Origin of the sequence: Lysobacter helvus (assembly GCF_018406645.1) — a bacterium.
GTDB classification, from domain to species: Bacteria; Pseudomonadota; Gammaproteobacteria; order Xanthomonadales; family Xanthomonadaceae; genus Noviluteimonas; species Noviluteimonas caseinilytica.
The window spans coordinates 1,496,661-1,514,842 of the sequence record NZ_AP024546.1 but is presented as its reverse complement, the minus strand read 5'-3'; the positions used below and the strand labels follow the sequence as shown (position 1 = coordinate 1,514,842).

General features: G+C 68.9%; 19 protein-coding genes. 10 read left to right on the top strand and 9 right to left on the bottom strand.

Annotated elements, in window-relative coordinates; all coding sequences use genetic code 11:
* Positions 1–40 precede the first annotated feature (40 nt).
* Positions 41–1,417 carry a glutamate--cysteine ligase gene (locus LYSHEL_RS07360; RefSeq protein WP_213437182.1) on the bottom strand — a complete coding sequence of 459 codons (1,377 nt, stop codon included), beginning with the start codon at positions 1,415–1,417 and terminating at the stop codon, positions 41–43.
* Between the two features lie 212 nt (positions 1,418–1,629).
* A complete protein-coding gene (yihA, locus tag LYSHEL_RS07355) occupies positions 1,630–2,229 on the bottom strand; it encodes a ribosome biogenesis GTP-binding protein YihA/YsxC (protein WP_213437180.1) in 600 nt (199 codons plus the stop codon).
* 153 nt (positions 2,230–2,382) lie between these two features.
* On the opposite strand from yihA, the gene LYSHEL_RS07350 reads away from it, so the two are divergent.
* From LYSHEL_RS07350 to LYSHEL_RS07325, 6 genes are all read left to right on the top strand, one after another.
* Positions 2,383–3,147, top strand: a complete 765-nt coding sequence (locus LYSHEL_RS07350; protein ID WP_213437178.1) for a c-type cytochrome — start codon at positions 2,383–2,385, stop codon at positions 3,145–3,147.
* 134 nt (positions 3,148–3,281) lie between these two features.
* Positions 3,282–3,911 carry a thiol:disulfide interchange protein DsbA/DsbL gene (locus LYSHEL_RS07345; protein WP_213437176.1) on the top strand — a complete coding sequence of 210 codons (630 nt, stop codon included), beginning with the start codon at positions 3,282–3,284 and terminating at the stop codon, positions 3,909–3,911.
* 41 nt (positions 3,912–3,952) lie between these two features.
* Entirely contained in the window at positions 3,953–4,786 is an 834-nt protein-coding gene (locus tag LYSHEL_RS07340) for a thiol:disulfide interchange protein DsbA/DsbL (protein ID WP_213437174.1), read from the top strand.
* Between the two features lie 32 nt (positions 4,787–4,818).
* Entirely contained in the window at positions 4,819–5,556 is a 738-nt protein-coding gene (locus tag LYSHEL_RS07335; protein WP_213437696.1) for an endonuclease/exonuclease/phosphatase family protein, read from the top strand.
* A gap of 43 nt (positions 5,557–5,599) precedes the next feature.
* Complete coding sequence (locus LYSHEL_RS07330) at positions 5,600–7,630, top strand: lytic transglycosylase domain-containing protein (protein ID WP_213437172.1); 2,031 nt, start codon at positions 5,600–5,602, stop codon at positions 7,628–7,630.
* 43 nt (positions 7,631–7,673) lie between these two features.
* Positions 7,674–8,915, top strand: coding sequence for a multifunctional CCA addition/repair protein (locus tag LYSHEL_RS07325; protein ID WP_213437170.1), 1,242 nt, complete (start codon positions 7,674–7,676; stop codon positions 8,913–8,915).
* On the opposite strand, the gene LYSHEL_RS07320 is transcribed toward LYSHEL_RS07325, so the two are convergent.
* Entirely contained in the window at positions 8,892–9,299 is a 408-nt protein-coding gene (locus LYSHEL_RS07320; RefSeq protein ID WP_407075168.1) for a VanZ family protein, read from the bottom strand. The genes LYSHEL_RS07325 and LYSHEL_RS07320 overlap by 24 nt on opposite strands.
* Entirely contained in the window at positions 9,296–10,489 is a 1,194-nt protein-coding gene (locus LYSHEL_RS07315) for a class I SAM-dependent methyltransferase (RefSeq protein WP_213437168.1), read from the bottom strand. The genes LYSHEL_RS07320 and LYSHEL_RS07315 overlap by 4 nt, the downstream gene beginning before the upstream one ends.
* A 57-nt stretch (positions 10,490–10,546) precedes the next feature.
* Here LYSHEL_RS07315 and LYSHEL_RS07310 point away from each other — a divergent pair, with 57 nt between their 5' ends.
* Positions 10,547–11,287: a pteridine reductase gene (locus LYSHEL_RS07310; protein WP_213437166.1), complete on the top strand. Its 741-nt coding sequence runs from the start codon at positions 10,547–10,549 to the stop codon at positions 11,285–11,287.
* Here the strand turns inward: LYSHEL_RS07310 and folK are convergent.
* From folK to tsaD, 3 genes are read right to left on the bottom strand one after another with little or no spacing between them, the layout of a single operon-like run.
* A complete protein-coding gene (folK, locus tag LYSHEL_RS07305; RefSeq protein WP_213437164.1) occupies positions 11,284–11,769 on the bottom strand; it encodes a 2-amino-4-hydroxy-6-hydroxymethyldihydropteridine diphosphokinase in 486 nt (161 codons plus the stop codon). The genes LYSHEL_RS07310 and folK overlap by 4 nt on opposite strands.
* Positions 11,766–12,122: a dihydroneopterin aldolase gene (folB, locus tag LYSHEL_RS07300; protein ID WP_213437162.1), complete on the bottom strand. Its 357-nt coding sequence runs from the start codon at positions 12,120–12,122 to the stop codon at positions 11,766–11,768. Before folB ends, folK begins: the two co-directional genes overlap by 4 nt.
* On the bottom strand, positions 12,119–13,162 hold the full coding sequence (gene tsaD / locus LYSHEL_RS07295; protein ID WP_213437160.1) for a tRNA (adenosine(37)-N6)-threonylcarbamoyltransferase complex transferase subunit TsaD: 1,044 nt from the start codon (positions 13,160–13,162) through the stop codon (positions 12,119–12,121). Before tsaD ends, folB begins: the two co-directional genes overlap by 4 nt.
* 115 nt (positions 13,163–13,277) lie before the next feature.
* On the opposite strand from tsaD, the gene rpsU reads away from it, so the two are divergent.
* The 3 genes from rpsU to dnaG all read left to right on the top strand — a co-directional run bounded on the left by rpsU (position 13,278) and on the right by dnaG (position 15,864).
* Positions 13,278–13,493, top strand: coding sequence for a 30S ribosomal protein S21 (rpsU, locus tag LYSHEL_RS07290; protein ID WP_182823286.1), 216 nt, complete (start codon positions 13,278–13,280; stop codon positions 13,491–13,493).
* Positions 13,494–13,602: 109 nt separating this feature from the next.
* Positions 13,603–14,052, top strand: a complete 450-nt coding sequence (locus LYSHEL_RS07285; RefSeq protein ID WP_213437158.1) for a GatB/YqeY domain-containing protein — start codon at positions 13,603–13,605, stop codon at positions 14,050–14,052.
* Between the two features lie 48 nt (positions 14,053–14,100).
* The gene (gene dnaG / locus LYSHEL_RS07280) at positions 14,101–15,864 is read left to right on the top strand and encodes a DNA primase (RefSeq protein ID WP_213437156.1); all 1,764 of its coding nucleotides are present in this window, start codon (positions 14,101–14,103) and stop codon (positions 15,862–15,864) included.
* Between the two features lie 254 nt (positions 15,865–16,118).
* Here the strand turns inward: dnaG and cyoE are convergent, their stop codons facing one another.
* On the bottom strand, positions 16,119–17,024 hold the full coding sequence (gene cyoE, locus LYSHEL_RS07275; RefSeq protein ID WP_213437154.1) for a heme o synthase: 906 nt from the start codon (positions 17,022–17,024) through the stop codon (positions 16,119–16,121).
* Between the two features lie 6 nt (positions 17,025–17,030).
* Positions 17,031–18,182, bottom strand: coding sequence for a COX15/CtaA family protein (locus tag LYSHEL_RS07270; RefSeq protein WP_213437152.1), 1,152 nt, complete (start codon positions 18,180–18,182; stop codon positions 17,031–17,033).

Below are 18,182 nucleotides of genomic sequence, written 5' to 3'. Positions count from 1 at the left end.
CCCCTCCCGGCCTCCCCGCGAGCGGGGAGGAGCACGGCATTCAGTACGCGAACTCGGCGAAGACGCGGTTGATGTCGCCGGCCCACGGGCCTTCGAACAGCGCGATCTTGCGTTCGGCCGGCGTCTGGTTCGCTTCGGCGGATTCGATCAGCGGATCGAGGAACACGCTTTCGTCGTGGCCGCTGCGATTGCGACGCGCGCGGCGCTGCAGGCCGGCGGCGGAAATCTTCAGCGCTTCGATCGACAACTCGCGCAGCGTGGCCTGCGTGCCGCCGACGCGCGCCGGCAGCTTGAACGCGTGCTTCGGCACGCCGTCGCGCAAGGCGTGGCGTTCTTCGCGCGAGAAATCCTTCACCAGGTCCCAGGCCGCATCGAGCGACGCATCGTCGTACAACAGGCCGACCCAGAACGCGGGCAGCGCGCAGATGCGATTCCACGGACCGGAATCGGCGCCGCGCATTTCCAGGTATTTCTTCAGGCGCACTTCGGGGAACGCGGTGGTCATGTGGTCCGACCAGTCGCGCAGCGTGGGCAGGCCGCCGGGCACGACGTCGAGCTTGCCTTCCATGAACTTGCGGAACGACTTGCCCGACGCATCCAGGTATTCGCCGTTGCGGTAGGCGAAGTACATCGGCACGTCGAGCAGGTAATCGGTGTAGCGCTCGAAGCCGAAGCCGTCCTCGAACACGAAGTCGAGCATGCCGGTGCGATCGGGATCCGTGTCGGTCCAGATATGCGAGCGGTACGACATGAAGCCGTTGAGCTTGCCTTCGGTGAACGGCGAATCGGCGAACAACGCAGTGGCCACCGGCTGCAACGCCAGCGACACGCGGAACTTCTTCACCATGTCGGCTTCGCTGGCGAAGTCGAGGTTGACCTGCACGGTGCAGGTGCGCGTCATCATGTCCAGGCCGAGGTCGCCGCGCTTGGGCATGTACTCGCGCATGATCTTGTAGCGGCCCTTGGGCATCCACGGCATTTCGTCGCGGCGCCACTTCGGCTGGAAGCCCATGCCGAGGAAGCCGAGGCCGAGTTCGTTGCCGACCGTCTTGACTTCCGCCAGGTGGCCGTTGGTTTCGCGGCACGTGTCGTGCACGGATTCGAGCGGGGCACCGGAGAGTTCGAACTGGCCCGCCGGTTCCAGCGTGACCGACGCACCGTCGCGGGTGAGCGCGATCGTGCGTCCGTGTTCCTGCACCGGCACCCAGCCGAAGCGCACCAGGCCGTTGAGCATCGCTTCGATGCCGCGGTCGCCGTCGAAGGTGGGCGCGCGGAAGTCGTCGTTGCGGAAACCGAACTTCTCGTGCTCGGTGCCGATGCGCCAGTCTTCGCGCGGCTTGCTGCCCGACGCGAGGTACTCGACCAGTTCGCGCCGGTCGGTGATGGGAAGTTCTGCGACGTTGCTGAGGCTCGACATCCGACGACTCGTTGCGATGGGGGGCGGCGAGTGGGACACGGCCCGGACTGTCGCTGGCCGGGGACTATAGTCCCGGCAAGGCGGCCGAATCGTCACGCAATCAGGACACTGGCGTTCCGCGGCTGGGGTTGTGTTCCAGCGACGCGATGATGTTCAGGTCCGTTGCTTCCCCCTGCCCCAAGGCAAACGGGAAGCCGTCGGCATGCAGGCCGCTAGATCTGCAGCCAGAACGAAACCACCTTGCGCAGTTCGTCGACGCCCTGCTTGGATTCGGCGGAAAAGGTCTGCACCGACACCGTGTCGGCCCACAGGCGTTGCAACTCCATCCGCACCGCTTGCAGCGTGTTGGCCGCGGCACCGCGCGAGAGCTTGTCGGCCTTGGTCAGCACCGCGTGCGCGGGCAGGCCGCGGCTGGCGGCGTAGCCGAGCATCTGGCGGTCGTAGTCCTTCAGCGGGTGGCGGATGTCCATGATGACCACCAGCCCCTGCAGCGCATCGCGCGTGGAGAAGTAGCCATCGAGGAACTGCTGCCAGTGCGCCTGCAGGTCCTGCGGCACCTTGGCGTAGCCGTAGCCGGGCAGGTCGACGAGGTGCTTCTGCGGTGCGACGTCGAAGAAGACGAGCTGCTGCGTGCGGCCCGGCGTCTTGGAGACGCGGGCCAGGGCGTTCTGCTGCACGAGCGCGTTGAGGCAGCTGGACTTGCCGGCGTTGGAGCGGCCGGCGAAGGCCACCTCGGCGCCGGCATCGGGCGGCAGCTGGCGGAAGTTGTGCGCCGAGAGGGCGTACTTGGCGCGGGCAAAGGGGTTCGACATGGCGCAAGGATCGCACGCCGGCCCCGCCGGGGCCCCTGATGATCCGAATCCCATCCGTTGTCCGGTTTGACCCGATCAGGCGCGGCCGACGATAATCCCGCGCCTCTGCGGGCCTTTCCCGGCGCCGCATTCCCAGCACTCCCGGAGCTTTGCATGCGCCACGCACGCGTCCTCGGCTACGCCGGCATCGCCGCTTTTGCGGTCGCCGCCGTGGCTTTCGCCCAGACCACCGTGCAGCCGGTGCCCGCCGATGCGGCCGCGAAGACCGCGCCGCTGGTCGAGGCCAAGGCCACCTGGGGCGACGTGAAGCGCGGCGCCGCCAAGGCCGGCACCTGTGCGGCCTGCCACGGCCTGGACGGCAACCCGTCCGATCCGCAGTACCCGCGCCTGGCCGGCATGCCGGAGCGCTACGTGGCCCACCAGATCACGCTCATCAAGAGCGGCGAGCGCAACTCGGGCATGGCCGCGGTGATGAAGCCCTACGCCGATGCGCTGAGCGCGCAGGACATGCGCGACCTCGGTGCGTACTTCGCGACGCAGAAGGCCGGTGCGGGCGTGGCCGACGACACCGTGATCGCGGACGGCCCGAACAAGGGCATGAAGTTCTACCAGGTCGGCGAACGCCTGTTCCACCAGGGCGACGCGGCGCGCGGCATCCCGGCATGCATGGCGTGCCACGGCCCCGCCGGCGCCGGCAACCCGGGCCCGGCGTATCCCGCCATCGCCGGCCAGCAGAGCGCGTATGCGCAGCGTCGCCTCGAGGAATACCGCGCGGGCACGACCACGCAGGCCGATCCGCACCTGTTCAATGTGATGGCCTCGGTGGCCAAGCCGCTGACGGACGAAGAGATCCAGTCGCTCGCCAGCTACCTGCAGGGCCTGCACGCGCGCGGCGACGAAGCCGTCGCGGCGGACTGACGGCACGCGGAACTTCGCCGCGTGCTGCGTGTCGGAGCAAGCGTTCACAACCTTGATCGGTGCGCCGGCCCCACACTGAGGCCGGCTTTTTTTTGTCCGCGTCCCGTCACGGGCCGCGCAACGGAAGGATGGGCATGGTTCGGTCGCTGATGGTGTTGCTGCTCGCGTTGCTGTTGCCCGCCGTCGCGCTCGCGGCCGACGCGCCCGTGGAAGGCGTGGATTACCAGCGCATTGAAGACGGCGCGCCGTTCCGTCCGTTGAAGCCGGGCCAGGTCGAAGTCGTCGAGATCTTCGCCTACACCTGCATCCACTGCGCGCACTTCGCGCCGGCCGTGGAAACGTGGAGGGCCACGCTGCCGAAGAACGTGCGCTTCAACTACGTGCCCGCCGCGTACGAGGTGGACGATTCGCTGGGCCGCGCGTTCTTCGCGGCCGAATCGATGAACCTGTTGCCGCGCACGCACGCGATGACGTTCCGCGCGATCCACAACGACAGCCTGCTGGCGATGAACCCCACCGACGGCGAGATCGCGAGCTACTACCAGACGCTCGGCGTGAACCCGACCAAGTTCCTCGCCGCGATGGCCAGCCCCGCGGTCGCCGTGCGCATGCAGGCCGCGCACGATTTCTCGCTGCGCAGCAAGATCGAAGGCACGCCCACCCTGATCGTCAACGGGCAGTATCGCGTCGCGGGCAATTCCGCCGAAGCGCAGCTGGCCAATGCACGCCGGATCGTCGACATGCTGCTGTCGGCGAAGCCCTGACCCTTTTGCACGACCTCCACACGAATCCCAGAGGACCGACCATGAAGCTCCGCGCCCTCCTTCCGTTGCTGCTCGTTGCGCTGGCCGCGTGCAGCGCCCCGACGCCGCCCGCCACCAACACCCCTGCGCCGGCGTCCACCGCCGAAACGCCGGCCAGCGCCGACGAACCGGCCGGCACCACCCCCGCGCCCGCCAGCACCACCGCCGCCGCGCCCAGCGCGTCGGCCGACGCCGCCGCCGACAAGGCGCTCGCCGCCAACCCGAACGGCCTGCAGGTCGGTCGCGACTACGTCGAGATCAAGGATCCGCAGCCGTGGATGCCGCTCAACGGCAAGATCGAAGTCGTCGAAGTGTTCGGCTACGTCTGCCCGGCGTGCGCCGCGTTCAATCCGCTGGTCGAAGCGTGGAAGGCCAAGCTGCCGGCGGACGTGCGCTTCAGCTACGTGCCCGCGCCGTTCGGCCCGGAATGGAATCCCTACGCGAAGGCGTTCTACGTCGCCGACTCGATGGGCCTGGTGAACCGTTCGCACGACGCGCTGATCCGCGCGATCCACGTCGAGCAGACGATGCCCGGCGAAGGCGACCCGGTGGACGAACAGGCCATCGCCAACTTCTACGGCAAGTACGGCGCCAACCCGAAGGAATTCCTCAGCACGATGAACAGCTTCACCGTCGCGGCGCAGGTCAACCGCGGCAAGCAGTTCATGCAGCGCACGAACGCCAACAGCACGCCCACGCTGATCGTCAACGGCAAGTACAAGGTCACCGGCACCAGCTTCGAGGACATGCTGCGCATCGCCAGCGCCTTGATCGCGCAGGAACGCGCCGCAGGCGCCGCGCCCGCCGCCCCCGCCACCACCGCAGCGCAGGGCTGATCACCGACGCGATGGCGAAACGCCGGCTCAAGCTGCTCAGCGCGAACATCCAGGCCGGGTCGAGCACCCGGCGCTTCAGCGATTACGCCACGCGCAGCTGGTCGCACGTGCTGCCCGCCGGCAACAAGCGCGGGATGCTGGACCAGATCGCGCACCTGGCCGGGCAGCACGACATCGTCGGATTGCAGGAAAGCGACCCCGGCAGCTTGCGGTCGGGGTTCACCAACCAGACGCACTACCTCGCGCAACGCGGGGGCTTCGCGTACTGGAGCCACCAGCCCAACCGTCGCGTCGGCGGGCTGGCGTCCAGCGCCAACGGCTTGTTGTCGAAGCTGGAACCCACCGACGTGCACGACCACCCCCTGCCCGGCCGCGTGCGCGGGCGGGGCGTGTTGCTGGCGCATTTCGGCGAAGGGCGCGACGGACTGGCGGTGGCGATCGCGCACTTGTCGCTCGGTGCGAGTTCACGCGAATCGCAGCTGTCCTTCATCGCCGAACTCCTGCACGACCATCCGCACGCGATCCTGATGGGCGACTTCAACTGCGATCCGGACCGGCCTGAGATGCAGCAGTTGTACAAGCGCACGCAACTGCAGCCGCCGGCGTCGTGCGTGCCCACGTTCCCCAGCTGGCGACCGCAGCGCGCGATCGACCACATCCTCACCACCGGCGACCTGCAGGTGGCGAACATGGCCGCGTTCGCGGCCGCTTTCTCGGACCATCTCGCGCTCGCGGCGGAAATCGACGTGCCCGAACGGGCGTTGCGCTGACCGTAAACACGACAGCAAGCGTGGCTCTGCTATCGTCCGTGGCATGTCGCTGCGCCCCCTGATTCCAGCGTTCTTCGTCGTCGCCTGCTGTGGTTCCGCGCAGGTGCCCGCCCAGCAACGCGCGCCCACGCCGGCCCCCGCCGCCTCGGTGTCGCCCGCGCCCGTGCAATTGCGCAGCGATCCGCGCCGCGAAGACGTACGCGCCGCGCTCGATGCCGCCGAACGCGGGCAGCTGACCGGCGCGCAGCGTGATTCGCTCGCCACGCATCCCCTCGCCGGCTGGATCGAATTCGCCGAGCTCAAGCGCAGCATGGACCTCGTGCCGAATGCACGTGCGCAGGCGTTCCTCGCGAAGTACCGCGGCCAGGCGGTGGGTGCCGCGTTCCGCGACCTGTGGCTCGCGTCCACCGCGCGCCGCGAAGACTGGCCTGCATTCCGCGCCGCGTGGAATGCGGACAACAAGAGCGTCGACCTGCGCTGCGCCGAACTCAACGAACGCCAGGCGCTCGGCACCACCGATGCACAATGGGTCAGCGACGCGCAGGCGATCTGGCGCATCAACGGCAAGCCGTTGCCGTCCAGCTGCGATGCACCGATGGCGATCCTCGCGGCGAAGGGCGGCCTGCCCCCGGCGCTGCGCTGGGAACGCATCGACAAGGCCGCGGCGGAATGGGATCCGGCGACGATGCGCAACGCCGCCCGCGGATTGCCCGCGGACGACCTGGCGCTGGCCAACGATTACGCCGCGTTCTTCGATGCGGTGCACGACCGCGCGCTCACGTGGCCGAAGACCGCGCGCAGCCGGATGATGGCGTCGCAGGGCCTCGCGCGCCTGGCGAAGTCGGTGCCGATGACGGTCGACACGCAGTTGCCGAAGTACGGCGATGCGTTGCAGTTCACCGAAGCCGATCGCGCACGCGTGCTGTACCAGGCCGCGCTGTGGACGGTGGCCTCGTACGAACCGGATTCGGCGAAGCGGCTCAACGCCGTGCCGGCGTCCGCGTACGACGAGCGCCTGCACGAATGGCGCGTGCGCGAAGCGATGTCGCGCAGCGACTGGCCGGCGGCGCTGGCGGCGATCAACAAGATGGGCGAGAAGCAGCGCAGCGATTCGCGCTGGTTGTACTTCGCCGCGCGCTTGAACGAGATCGCCGGCGACAAGGCCGCCGCACCTGCGCTGTACCGGCAGGCCGCGATGAAGCCGGAATTCCACGGCTTCCTCGCCGCGGACAAGCTCAACCTGCCCTACGCGTTGTGCCCGATCGAGTTGTCCGCCAATTCGCCGGTGGAAGCGACGATCGCGCGCGATCCGGCGCTCGTGCGCGCGCTGGCGCTGCACCAGCTCGATCGCGACGGCTGGGCGCAGCGCGAGTGGGACGACGCGCTGTCGCGTTTCAGCGACGAGCAGCGGCGCTATGCGGTGAAGGTGGCCCAGCAATACGGGTGGTTCGACCGCGCGGTGTTTTCGCTCGGCAAGCAGCCGGAGGAAACGCGGCTGTACACCTTGCGCTTCCCGCTGCACCACGACGCGACGATCCGCCGCGAGGCCGCGAAGAACGGGCTCGATCCTGCATGGGTGGCCGCGGAGATCCGCGCGGAGAGCGTGTTCGATACGAACGCACGCTCGGGCGCGAACGCGATGGGCCTGATGCAGGTGGTGCCGGCGACGGGCCTGGCGGTCGCGCGCCGCATCGGCGTGCCGTGGAATGGCGTGGCCACGCTGTACGACCCCGACGCCAACATCGCGATCGGTACCGCGTACCTGCGACAGCTCTACGACCGTTACGGCCCGCCGTACATGGTGCTGGCCGGCTACAACGCGGGGCCGGCGCCGCTGGCGCGCTGGCAGGCGCAGCGGCCAGGGATGGATCCGGAATTCTGGATCGAGACCATCAGCTACAAGGAAACGCGCGAGTACGTGGCGCGCGTGCTGGCCTTCAGCGTGTTGTACGACTGGCGCCTCAATGGCGATGCGGCACCGGTGAGCAACCGGATGCGCGGGCAGGCCGGCGGGGCGCGGAAGAAATTCACGTGCCCGGTGGCGACCCCGGCACCGACCGTCACCAAGTCCTGAGCCTGCTTCCGCGGCGTGCCGGAAAACCGGCATGATCCCGCGCATGCAAACCTTCCTCGTCGGCGGCGCCGTGCGCGATGCCCTCCTCGGCCTGCCGGCCGGGGATCGCGACTACGTGGTCGTGGGCGAAACACAGGAAGCAATGCTCTCGCGCGGGTTCAAGCCGGTGGGCCGCGACTTCCCGGTGTTCCTGCATCCGAAGACCGGCGAGGAATACGCGCTCGCGCGCACCGAGCGCAAATCCGGGCGCGGGTATCGTGGGTTCGTCGTCGATGCCGATCCGTCGGTGACGCTCGACGAAGACCTGCAGCGGCGCGACTTCACCATCAACGCGATTGCGCAGGCGGCGGACGGCACGCTCGTCGATCCGTGGGGTGGCGCGCGCGATCTGGAAGCACGCGTGCTGCGGCACGTCGGACCGGCGTTCGTGGAGGATCCGTTGCGCGTGTTGCGCGCGGCGCGGTTCATGGCGCGGTTTGCGCCACTCGGGTTCGAAGTCGCGCCGGAAACGATGGCGCTGATGCGCGAGATGGTGGCGGGCGGCGAACTCTCCGACCTGGTGCCGGAACGCGTGTGGCAGGAGTTGTCGCGGGCGTTGGCCTCGGCGGCGCCGGCCGCGTTCCTGCGGACGTTGCGTGCGTGCGGTGCGCTCGCGGTGGTGTTGCCGGAAGTGGATGCGCTCTACGGCGTACCGCAGCGCGCGGAGTACCACCCGGAAGTCGACACGGGCGTGCACATCGAACTCGTCTGCGACATGGCCGCGCAACTCGCGCCCGGCGATGCAGTGGTGGGCTTTGCAGCGCTCGCGCATGACCTCGGCAAGGCGCTCACGCCCGAAGACGTGCTGCCGAAACACATCGGACACGAACACGCAGGCCTCGCCCCGTTGCGCGTGCTGTGCGAGCGGATGAAGGTGCCGGCGCAACATCGCGACCTCGCGAAGCTGGCCTGCCGCGAACACCTCAACGTGCATCGCCTGTTCGAATTGCGCGATCGCACGGTGCACGAACTGCTGGCGCGCTGCGATGCCTTCCGCCAGCCGGCGCGCATCGCGCAGCTGGCACTCGTGTGCGAAGCGGACAAGCGCGGCCGCGCGGGATTGCAGGACGAGGCCTATCCGCAGGGCGCCGAGCTGCTGCGTTTGCTCGACGCCACCCTGCAGGTGAAGTCTGCGGACGTGATGCGCGAAGGCCTCGAAGGCCCGGCGCTCGGTGAAGCGCTGGCGCAGGCGCGGATCCGCGCGATCGGTGCGGCGCGCGCGTCAGGCGCGTCGGTCGACGCCTAGCAGCCAGTCGCGCATCGGCGTCAGCAGCGTCGACAGGCCCAGGCACACGCCCAGCGTGTTGGCGATCGCGTCGTGGACATCCATCGAACGCGTCGTGGTCAACGTGCCCTGCGCGATTTCGATCGCCACGCCCAGTGCGACGAGGAACAGGCCAGCGCGCAATATCGACACACGCGTCGCGAACAGCTGCACCGCGGTCGCCGCCAGCGTGGCGTAACCGAGCAAGTGTTCGAGCTTGTCGCTGCCCGGCGGCAGGTCCGGCAACAACAACGCGGGCAGCAACGAACCGACGATGACCGCCGTGATCATCACCCACCACGCGCCGAGCCAGCGTTGCGGTCGTGCGAACGGTTTGAGCGCGCCCGTCCCCGGCCAGCGGATCACAGGCGCCAGCTCAGGTCGCCGGTGAGGAAGGCGACGTCGAAGCCCACGTCGCGCTGGAAGCCCATCGCCTGGAAGCGTTCGCCCATTTCGCCCGGGAGCGTGAGGCGCTTGGCTTCCTGGCGCAGCTTGTAGCGTGCGGCTTCGTCGTGCGCGCGCGCTTCGGCGGCGGCAAGGTTGCCTTCGAGGCCATTGCCGATGAGGAAGCTCGCCTGCGAGCAATAGCCCGCGAGATCGAAGCCCGCACCCGTGCCTGCTTCCGCGAGCGCGGTGAAATCCACCGACGCGGTGATGTCCTGCAGGCCGGGCAACGCGTACACGTCGTTGGTCATGCGATGGCGATGGAACGCGCGCAAGGTGCCGTCGTTGCGCTGCGCCGAGTAGTACTCGTGGCGCGGATAGCCGTAGTCCACGAACAACATCGCACCGCTGCGCAGGCCGCCGATCACCGCCTGGATCCAGTACGGCAATTGCGGCAGCAACTCGGAGCGATAGCCGTCCGGGAAGGGTTCCTCGCGCTGGCGTTCGACATGCCGCACCGCGGCGGCGAGCAGCGCGTCGGCGGGACGGTCCGCGCGCACGAAGCGACCATCGCCGTCGAGCGCGACGTGCTCTTCGAACACTTCGCCATCGCGCAGCGTGAAGCGCGGCGTCGGCAAGGCATCGATCACTTCGTTCGCGAACAGCACGCCGTCCCACGGTTGCTGCGGCGGCGCGTCGAGCCAGTCGACCAGGTCGTACAGCAACGGGTTGAGGCGTTCGCGCAGGCGCTCCTGCTGGCGGGCGCGCAGGTCGGCGCTGGGTTCGAGGATCGCGTAACGCGCGGGGAGCGCGTCGTGCGCGAGGAGTTTCTTGAGCGCGACTTCGGCGAACACGCCGCTGCCGCCGCCGAGCTCGACGATGTCGGCCGCCGGCCCCAGCTGCCGCAGCACCGGCGCCAGGCTGTCGGCGACGCAGGCGGCGAACAAGGGGCCGAGCTCCGGCGCGGTCGTGAAGTCCCCCGCCGCGCCGAACTTGGTCGCGCCCGCGCTGTAGTAGCCCAGGCCCGGTGCGTAAAGGCAGAGCTCCATGAACCGCGAGAACGGAAGTGCGCCCCCGGACGCGAGGATCTGCTCCTGCAGGCGGACGCGGAGGCGTTCGCTGTGGGCCAGGGCGTCGGGGTCGATCGGGGGAAGGGACTGCGGTGCGGACATGGACAGGGAATGCGGCAACAATGCGGCGCAGGATAGCCGGACTCTCGGAAAGCGCCCATGACGAACGCCCGCCCCGTCGCCTTCATCACCGGCAGCGCCCGACGCCTGGGCGCCGCGATCGCACGTCGCCTGCACGCCGCGGGTTACGACGTCGCGATGCATTGCGGACGCTCGCGCATCGAATGCAACGCGATGGCGGCCTCGCTCGAAGCGCAGCGCGCGAACAGCACGCACGTGTTGCAGGCGGACCTTTCGGAGTTCGATCGCTTGCCGGAATTGCTCGCGCACACGATCGGGCGCTTCGGGCGCCTCGATGCGCTGGTCAACAACGCCTCGGCGTTCTTCCCGACGCCGATCGGCGAAGCGACGCCGGCGCAGTGGGACACCTTGTTCGCCGCGAACGTGCGCGCACCGTTCTTCCTCTCGCAGGCCGCCGCACCGCACCTGCGCGCCACGCGCGGCGCGATCGTCAGCCTCACCGACATCCACGCCGAACGCCCGCTGCGCGCGCACGCGCTGTACGGCATGAGCAAGGCGGCGCTGGCGTACATGACGCGCGCGTTGGCGCTGGAGTTGTCGCCCGAAGTCCGCGTCAACGCGATCGCACCGGGCGCGATCCTGTGGCCGGAATCCGGCAAGGACGATGCGATGAAGCAGGCGATGCTCGAACGCACGCCGCTCGGGCGCACCGGCACGCCGGAAGAAGTGGCCGAAGCCGTGCGCTGGTTGCTGCAGGATGCGACGTACACGACCGGCCAGGTGCTGCGCCTCGACGGCGGCCGGTTGCTCGAAGGCTAGAGCGCGACGATGTCCAGGTGCGCGCCGTGCTCGGCGTGCGCGGACCACAGGTCGGATAACGTTACCTGCCGCACGGGATCGACGAACGCCGGCGCGATGTCCGCCAGCGGACGCAGCACGAAGGCATGCCGCAATTCGGGGCGCGGCAGTTGCAGCTCGGGCGTTTCGAGCACGAGGTCGCCGAAATACACGAGGTCGACGTCCAGCGTGCGGTCGCTGAATTTCACGTGCCCGCGGATGCGCCCGTTGTCGCGTTCCAGGTCCTGCAGCCAGCGCACGAGCGCGAAGGGATCCAGGTCGCTGTCGATGATCGCGGCGGCGTTGAGGAAATCCGGCCCGTCGAAGCCGACCGCGGGCACGCGATACACCGGCGAGACCACGACGTCGCCGAAGCGCGCGCGCAATGCGTCGATGGCCGCGCGTATATGGCGCTCGGGCTCGACGTTGCTGCCGAGGCTGAGGTAGGCGCGCGTCGTGCTCACGCGCGCGAGCGTTCGATGATCACACCCACGGCGGTCGCGCCGCGCACGGCGCCGGGCTTGCTGAGTTTCAAACGCACGTGGGACACGTTGAATTCGTCGAGGATCAGCTTCGCGCACTGTTCGGCCAGCTTCTCGACCAGTCCGAAATCCGACGCGGACACGAACGCGATCAGGCGCTTGCTCACCGCCTTGTAGTCCAGCGTGTCTTCGATCGCGTCGCTCGCGGCGGGCACGCGGTTGTCGAAGGCCATCTCGATGTCGAAGCGCAGCGGCTGGCGGATGCGCCGCTCCCAGTCGTAGATGCCGATCAGGGTGTCGATCTGCAGGCCTTCGATGAAAACCTTGTCGCTCATGCGTTCGCGGTGTCCGGCACGGCGGGCAACGATGCCATATCCCAGCGCGGCTGCACCGACACGGCGGTGTCCGAATGCTGGCCGGCTTGCAGGCGCAGCGCGCCGGCGAAGGCGATCATCGCGCCGTTGTCGGTGCACAGCGCCGGGCGCGGGAAGCGCACGCGGCCGCCGCGCTTCGTGGCGATGGCATCGAGCTTGGCGCGCAGGCGCTTGTTGGCGCCCACGCCGCCGGCGACCACCAGGGTGTCGCAGCCGGCCGCATCCAGCGCGCGTTCGCACTTGATGGCCAGCGTGTCGACCACGGCGTCCTCGAAGCCGCGCGCGATGTCGGCACGGGTGGTTTCGGACTGGTCGCTGTCGCGCCAGGCCAGCAGCACTTGGGTCTTCAGGCCGCTGAAGCTGAAATCCAGGCCGGGGCGATCGGTCATCGGCCGGGAAAACTTGTAGGCGCCGGGCCGGCCCTGCTCCGCCAGCGCGGCCAGCTGCGGCCCGCCCGGGTACGGCAGGCCCATCAGCTTGGCGGTCTTGTCGAAGGCCTCGCCCGCGGCGTCGTCGAGGGTTTCGCCCAGCAGGCGATAGCGCCCGATGGCGTCGACTTCGATCAGCTGGGTGTGGCCGCCGGACACCAGCAGGGCCACGAACGGGGGCTTGAGGTCCGGATCCTCGAGCAGGGGCGCCAGCAGGTGCCCCTCCATGTGATGGACCGCGATGGCCGGGACATCCAGCGCCCAGGCCAGCGAACGGGCCACGCCGGCCCCCACGAGGAGCGCGCCGACCAGGCCCGGACCGGCCGTATAGGCCACGCCATCGATGTCCCGCATGGCGATGCCGGCCTCGGCCAGGGTCTGTCGGACGAGCGGCAGGAGCTTGCGCACGTGGTCGCGGCTGGCGAGTTCAGGCACCACGCCGCCGTACTCGGCGTGCAGGGCGATCTGGCTGTAGACCGCGTGGGCGCGCAGTCCATCGGGGCCGGGGCGGTCCGTGTCGTACACGGCCACGCCGGTTTCGTCGCAGGAGGTTTCGATGCCTAGGACGCGCATGGGGGTTCGGATCTGCAGTCGGCGGGGCATTTGAGGTTGCGCCCCGGAAAACCGTGCGGCTATCATACGCGGCTCGCCGGGCGTGACCCGGCCGATCCCCGAACAGAGAAACCGTATGCCGAGCGTCAAAGTCCGCGAAAACGAGCCTTTCGAGTTTGCCCTGCGCCGCTTCAAGCGCACTTGCGAGAAGGCCGGCGTCCTCGCCGAGACCCGCAAGCGCGAGTTCTACGAGAAGCCCACGCAGGAACGCAAGCGCAAGGCCGCCGCCGCGGTGAAGCGCCAGTCCCGTCGCACCTCGCGCGACGTGACCAAGCGCCAGCGCCTGTATTGATCGACCGGCGTCCGGCCCCCGTGCCGGACTCCATTGATCCCGCGAAGCCGGCCGCGCGCAAGCGCGCCGGCTTTTCGCATTTGTGCCAATCGATCGCCAAGGATCCCGCATGAGCCTCAAGACCCAGCTCACCGACGACATGAAGACCGCGATGAAGGCCGGCGAGAAGGAACGCCTCGGCGTCATCCGCCTCATCAACGCGGCCATCAAGCAGAAGGAAGTCGACGAGCGCATCGAGCTGGACGACGCCCAGGTGCTGGCCGTGCTCGAGAAGATGGTCAAGCAGCGCCGCGACTCGGTGTCGCAGTACGACGCCGCCAACCGCGAAGACCTGGCCGGCATCGAGCGCGCGGAGATCGCGGTGATCGAGCACTACCTCCCGGCCAAGCTGTCCGAGGCCGAGATCGAGGACATCGTCGACGGCGCGATCCGCGACAGCGGCGCCGCGGGCGCGGCCGACATGGGCAAGCTGATGGGCGTGCTCAAGCCGCGCCTGGCCGGCAAGGCCGACATGGGCGACGTCTCGAAGATCGTGAAGCGCCGCCTCGCCGGCGGTTGATCGCGCGCGCCTTCCGCCGCGCCGTCGGCGTGGCATCCTGAGCTTCTGATGGCCCGCATCCCCGACGCTTTCATCGACGACCTGCTCGCGCGCACCGACATCGTCGAGGTGATCGCCTCGCGCGTGCCGTTGAAACGCCAGGGCAAGGAATTCGCGGCGCGCTGCCCCTTCCACGACGAACGCTCGGCCAGCTTCACCGTCTCGCCCACCAAGCAGTTCTATCACTGCTTCGGCTGCCAGGCGCACGGCACCGCGATTTCGTTCCTGATGAACTACGACCGCCTCGAGTTCCTCGACGCGGTGGACGAACTCGCCAAGCGCGTCGGCATGGAAGTGCCGCGCGACACGCGCCAGCGCAACGAAGACGGCGACACGCACGAGTTGTTCGCGGCGCTCGATGCCGCGGCCAAGTTTTTCCGCAAGCACCTTTCCGGCAGCGACAAGGCGCAGGCCTACGTCGAACGCCGCGGCATCGCGCCCGAGATCGCCGAACGCTACGCGATCGGTTACGCGCCCGATGGCTTCAACGCACTGCGCGATGCGCTCGGCACCGACCAGCGCCGCATGCAATTGCTCGAGCGCGCGGGCCTGTTCTCGAAGAACGACAAGGGCAACATCTACGACAAGTTCCGCGACCGGTTGATGTTCCCGATCGCCGACCGGCGCGGGCGCACCATCGCCTTCGGCGGGCGCGTGCTGGATGCCGAGGATTCGCCGAAGTACCTCAACTCGCCCGAGACCGCCCTCTTCCACAAGGGCCGCGAGTTGTATGGGCTGTGGCAGGCGCGGCAGGTCAACAGCAAGCTCGAACGGCTGATCGTGGTCGAGGGCTACATGGATGTCGTGGCGCTCGCGCAGTACGGCGTGTCGCAGGCGGTGGCCACGCTGGGCACCGCGACCACGTCCGACCACGCGGAGTTGCTGTTCCGCAACGCGGCGGATGTGTATTTCTGTTTCGACGGCGATCGCGCGGGCCGCAGCGCGGCGTGGAAGGCGCTCGAATCCGTGCTGCCGCGCATGAAGGACGGCCGTCAGGCGTTCTTCCTGTTCCTGCCCGATGGCGAGGATCCCGACACGATCGTGCGCAAGGAAGGCGCCGACGGCTTCGACGTGCGCCTGAAGCAGGCGATGCCGTTGTCGGAGTTCTTCTATTCGCACATGGCTACCGACGTGAACCTGTCCAACCTGGACGGCAAGGCGCGGCTGGCCGAACGCTGCAAGCCGTTGCTGGCGCAGATTCCCGATGGTGCGTTCGGCGACCTGATGAAGCAGCGCCTGGTGGAACTCACCGGCGTGGGGGCGCGGGCCAGCACGCCGGACACGCACGTGCCGGTGCAGCGCGCGCGCTCGGCGCCGATCACGCCGCCGGCGAAGAAGAGCCTGGTGCGCGGTGCGATCGCGTTGCTGCTGCAGCAACCGGCGCTGGCGTTGTCGTTGTCGCCGCCCTATCGGTTCGCGGCCTTGCAGTTGCCGGGCGTGGATCTGCTGGTCGACATGATCGCCGCGGCGAAGGAGCGCCCCGCCATCACCACGGGCGGGCTGCTCGAACACTTTTCCGAACGCGATGAGTCCGCCGCGCTGCAGAAGCTCGCGATGGAATCCAACCTGTACGAGCACGGCGAGGCCGAGCCGGAATTCCGCGGCATCCTGCGCATGCTGGAGCTGCAGTACCTGGAGCAGCGCATCGCGGAGTTGAACCGCGAGATCAACGAGCGCGGGCTGTCGGCGCTCAGCGATGCGGAGAAGCTGGAGCTGCGCGAACTCCCCGTGCAGATCGGCGCGCTGAAGCGCGAGCTGGCGCCCGCGCAGTAACCCCGGTTACGCCGGCGCGCTGGCCAACGCCCACATCACGGCCCCGCACAGGGCGAAGAACAGCAGCACGCGCGCCCCGCGCTCGCTGCGATCGGACTGGTCGACTCGGTTCATGGTGCGTCCCCCCTCTGGGAGACCGATGAAACGCCGATCGGCGTCATCGCTCTGCGAAACGCATCACAGCCCCGCAGGCCTGTAACAAGCGCGCCCTGTTACAGCGCCGAACTGCGGAACAGGCCGCGGTTTGCGGGGCCTCAGGTGGCCTGCAGCTGCATCGCGGGCGCCGCCTGCAGCCACGGCATCAGCCAGTGGTCGAGCAGCAGGAAGGCGAACAGCGCCATCAGGTACACGATCGAGTACTGGAACGTGCGCATGGCGAAGAACTCGTCCGGCGGATCCAGCAGGCGCCAGGCGTACCAGAGGAACACCACGCCCAGCACCAGCGCCCCGCCCAGGTAGAACAGGCCGCTCATGCCGGTGGCCCACGGCAGGATCGTCGCCAGCACCAGCAGCACCGTGTAGAGCAGGATCTGCCAGCGCGTGTAGGTGACGCCGTGGGTGACGGGCAGCATCGGGATCATGGCGCGCGCGTAATCCTCGCGGCGGAAGATCGCCAGCGCCCAGAAGTGCGGCGGCGTCCAGACGAAGATGATCAGCACCAGCAGCAGCGCATGCGGATCCAGCGTGCCGGTGATCGCGCTCCAGCCGAGCGCCGGCGGTGCGGCGCCGGCGATGCCGCCGATCACGATGTTCTGCGGCGTCGCGCGCTTGAGCCAGCCGGTGTAGACGATCGCGTAACCGATCAGCGACGCGAAGGTGAGCACCGCGCACAGCGGATTGACGAGGAACACCAGGATCGCCATCGAGGCGACGCCCAGCGTGATCGCGAAGACAACGGCCTGCGTGGTGCGCAGGCCACCGGTGGGCAACGGACGATCGTGCGTGCGTGCCATCACTGCGTCGATGCGCTGGTCGAGCACGTGGTTGATCGCCGCGGCGGACGCGGCCGCGAGCCAGATGCCCAGCAGGCCGAGCACCGTTTCCTTCAGCGGCGGCAGGCCGGGCACGGCGAGGAACATGCCCACCAGCGCGGTGAACACGATCAGCGCCACCACGCGCGGCTTGGTGAGCGTCCAGTACTGGGCGGCCGTGGAGCGCATGGGGCGTCAGGCCTCCGGCCGGCGCACGCGCGCGATCAGCGAGACCAGCACGAACAGCAGCAGCGCCGCGCCGGCGTTGTGCGCCACCGCGATCTGCAGCGGCAGGCCGAGCTTCACGTTCGCGATGCCCAGTGCGACCTGCGCGCACACCAGCACCGCCAGCGTCACGCCCCACGCGAGCATGCCCGGCGTGCGGATCAGTCGGTAACCGAGGCCGAGCAGGTACACGAACACGACGCCCGCCACGATGCGGTGCGCCATCTGGATCGCGATGCGCGAGGCGCCGTCGAGCACGCCGCCTTCGTAGTCCACGCCGATGCCGCGCCAGAGCACGAAGCCTTCGCGGAAATTCGTCGGCGGCCACCACTGGCCCACGCACTTCGGGAAATCGTTGGCGCACGCGAGCGCGGCATAGTTGGCGCTGGTCCAGCCGCCGAGCGCAATCTGCAGCGTGAGCAGCGCCAGCCCGATGCCGAGCAGCAGGCGCACGCGCTTCGCATCGGCGAGGCGGATCGGGATGTCGGTGGCTTTCCACGCCATCCACGTGAGCAGCGAGAACGTGAGCAGGCCGCCGAGCAAATGCCCCATCACCACGATGGGTTTGAGCAGCCACGTGACCGTCCACATGCCCAGCAACGCCTGGAACACGATGACGGCGAGCGTGAGTGCAGCGGCGCGCGCAAGGTCCAGGTTCGACCAGCGCAAGGCGGCGAAAAGCAGCAGTCCTTCCCCGAGGATCGCGAACACCGAGGCCGCCGCGTGCTGGCCGTGCATGTAGAGCGGAATGCCGATGCCCACCAGCACCGCGGCGCCGATCACCTGCACGAGGCCATGGCGACGCTTGCGCGCGGCGAGCAACGCGAGCGACAACACGAGCACGCCGAGCGAACCGGCCAGCATGCGATGCAGCTGTTCGCGCCAGGCCTTGTGCGGTTCGACCGCGCGGATCGCGGTGGCGGCGTGGTCGGCGGCGTCGTTGGCGTGCGTCGGCCATGCGGCGCGGCCGTAGCACGTGGGCCAATCGGGGCAGCTCAGGCCCGCGTTCGACAAGCGCACGAACGCACCGAACACGATCACGCCGAAGGCCAGCGCGACGGCGAGCCACGCGAGGCGGTGGAAGTGGCGGTACGGCACCACCGGCGTCGGGCGCATCGTCAT

What these genes read in the sequence shown, in the direction of transcription:
- LYSHEL_RS07360 (WP_213437182.1), bottom strand. Translation starts at nt 1,417, where the DNA reads ATGTCGAGCCTCAGCAACGTCGCAGAACTTCCCATCACCGACCGGCGC.
- yihA (WP_213437180.1), bottom strand. Translation starts at nt 2,229, where the DNA reads ATGTCGAACCCCTTTGCCCGCGCCAAGTACGCCCTCTCGGCGCACAAC.
- LYSHEL_RS07350 (WP_213437178.1), top strand. Translation starts at nt 2,383, where the DNA reads ATGCGCCACGCACGCGTCCTCGGCTACGCCGGCATCGCCGCTTTTGCG.
- LYSHEL_RS07345 (WP_213437176.1), top strand. Translation starts at nt 3,282, where the DNA reads ATGGTTCGGTCGCTGATGGTGTTGCTGCTCGCGTTGCTGTTGCCCGCC.
- LYSHEL_RS07340 (WP_213437174.1), top strand. Translation starts at nt 3,953, where the DNA reads ATGAAGCTCCGCGCCCTCCTTCCGTTGCTGCTCGTTGCGCTGGCCGCG.
- LYSHEL_RS07330 (WP_213437172.1), top strand. Translation starts at nt 5,600, where the DNA reads ATGTCGCTGCGCCCCCTGATTCCAGCGTTCTTCGTCGTCGCCTGCTGT.
- LYSHEL_RS07325 (WP_213437170.1), top strand. Translation starts at nt 7,674, where the DNA reads ATGCAAACCTTCCTCGTCGGCGGCGCCGTGCGCGATGCCCTCCTCGGC.
- LYSHEL_RS07315 (WP_213437168.1), bottom strand. Translation starts at nt 10,489, where the DNA reads ATGTCCGCACCGCAGTCCCTTCCCCCGATCGACCCCGACGCCCTGGCC.
- LYSHEL_RS07310 (WP_213437166.1), top strand. Translation starts at nt 10,547, where the DNA reads ATGACGAACGCCCGCCCCGTCGCCTTCATCACCGGCAGCGCCCGACGC.
- folB (WP_213437162.1), bottom strand. Translation starts at nt 12,122, where the DNA reads ATGAGCGACAAGGTTTTCATCGAAGGCCTGCAGATCGACACCCTGATC.
- tsaD (WP_213437160.1), bottom strand. Translation starts at nt 13,162, where the DNA reads ATGCGCGTCCTAGGCATCGAAACCTCCTGCGACGAAACCGGCGTGGCC.
- rpsU (WP_182823286.1), top strand. Translation starts at nt 13,278, where the DNA reads ATGCCGAGCGTCAAAGTCCGCGAAAACGAGCCTTTCGAGTTTGCCCTG.
- LYSHEL_RS07285 (WP_213437158.1), top strand. Translation starts at nt 13,603, where the DNA reads ATGAGCCTCAAGACCCAGCTCACCGACGACATGAAGACCGCGATGAAG.
- dnaG (WP_213437156.1), top strand. Translation starts at nt 14,101, where the DNA reads ATGGCCCGCATCCCCGACGCTTTCATCGACGACCTGCTCGCGCGCACC.
- cyoE (WP_213437154.1), bottom strand. Translation starts at nt 17,024, where the DNA reads ATGCGCTCCACGGCCGCCCAGTACTGGACGCTCACCAAGCCGCGCGTG.
- LYSHEL_RS07270 (WP_213437152.1), bottom strand. Translation starts at nt 18,182, where the DNA reads ATGACGATGCGCCCGACGCCGGTGGTGCCGTACCGCCACTTCCACCGC.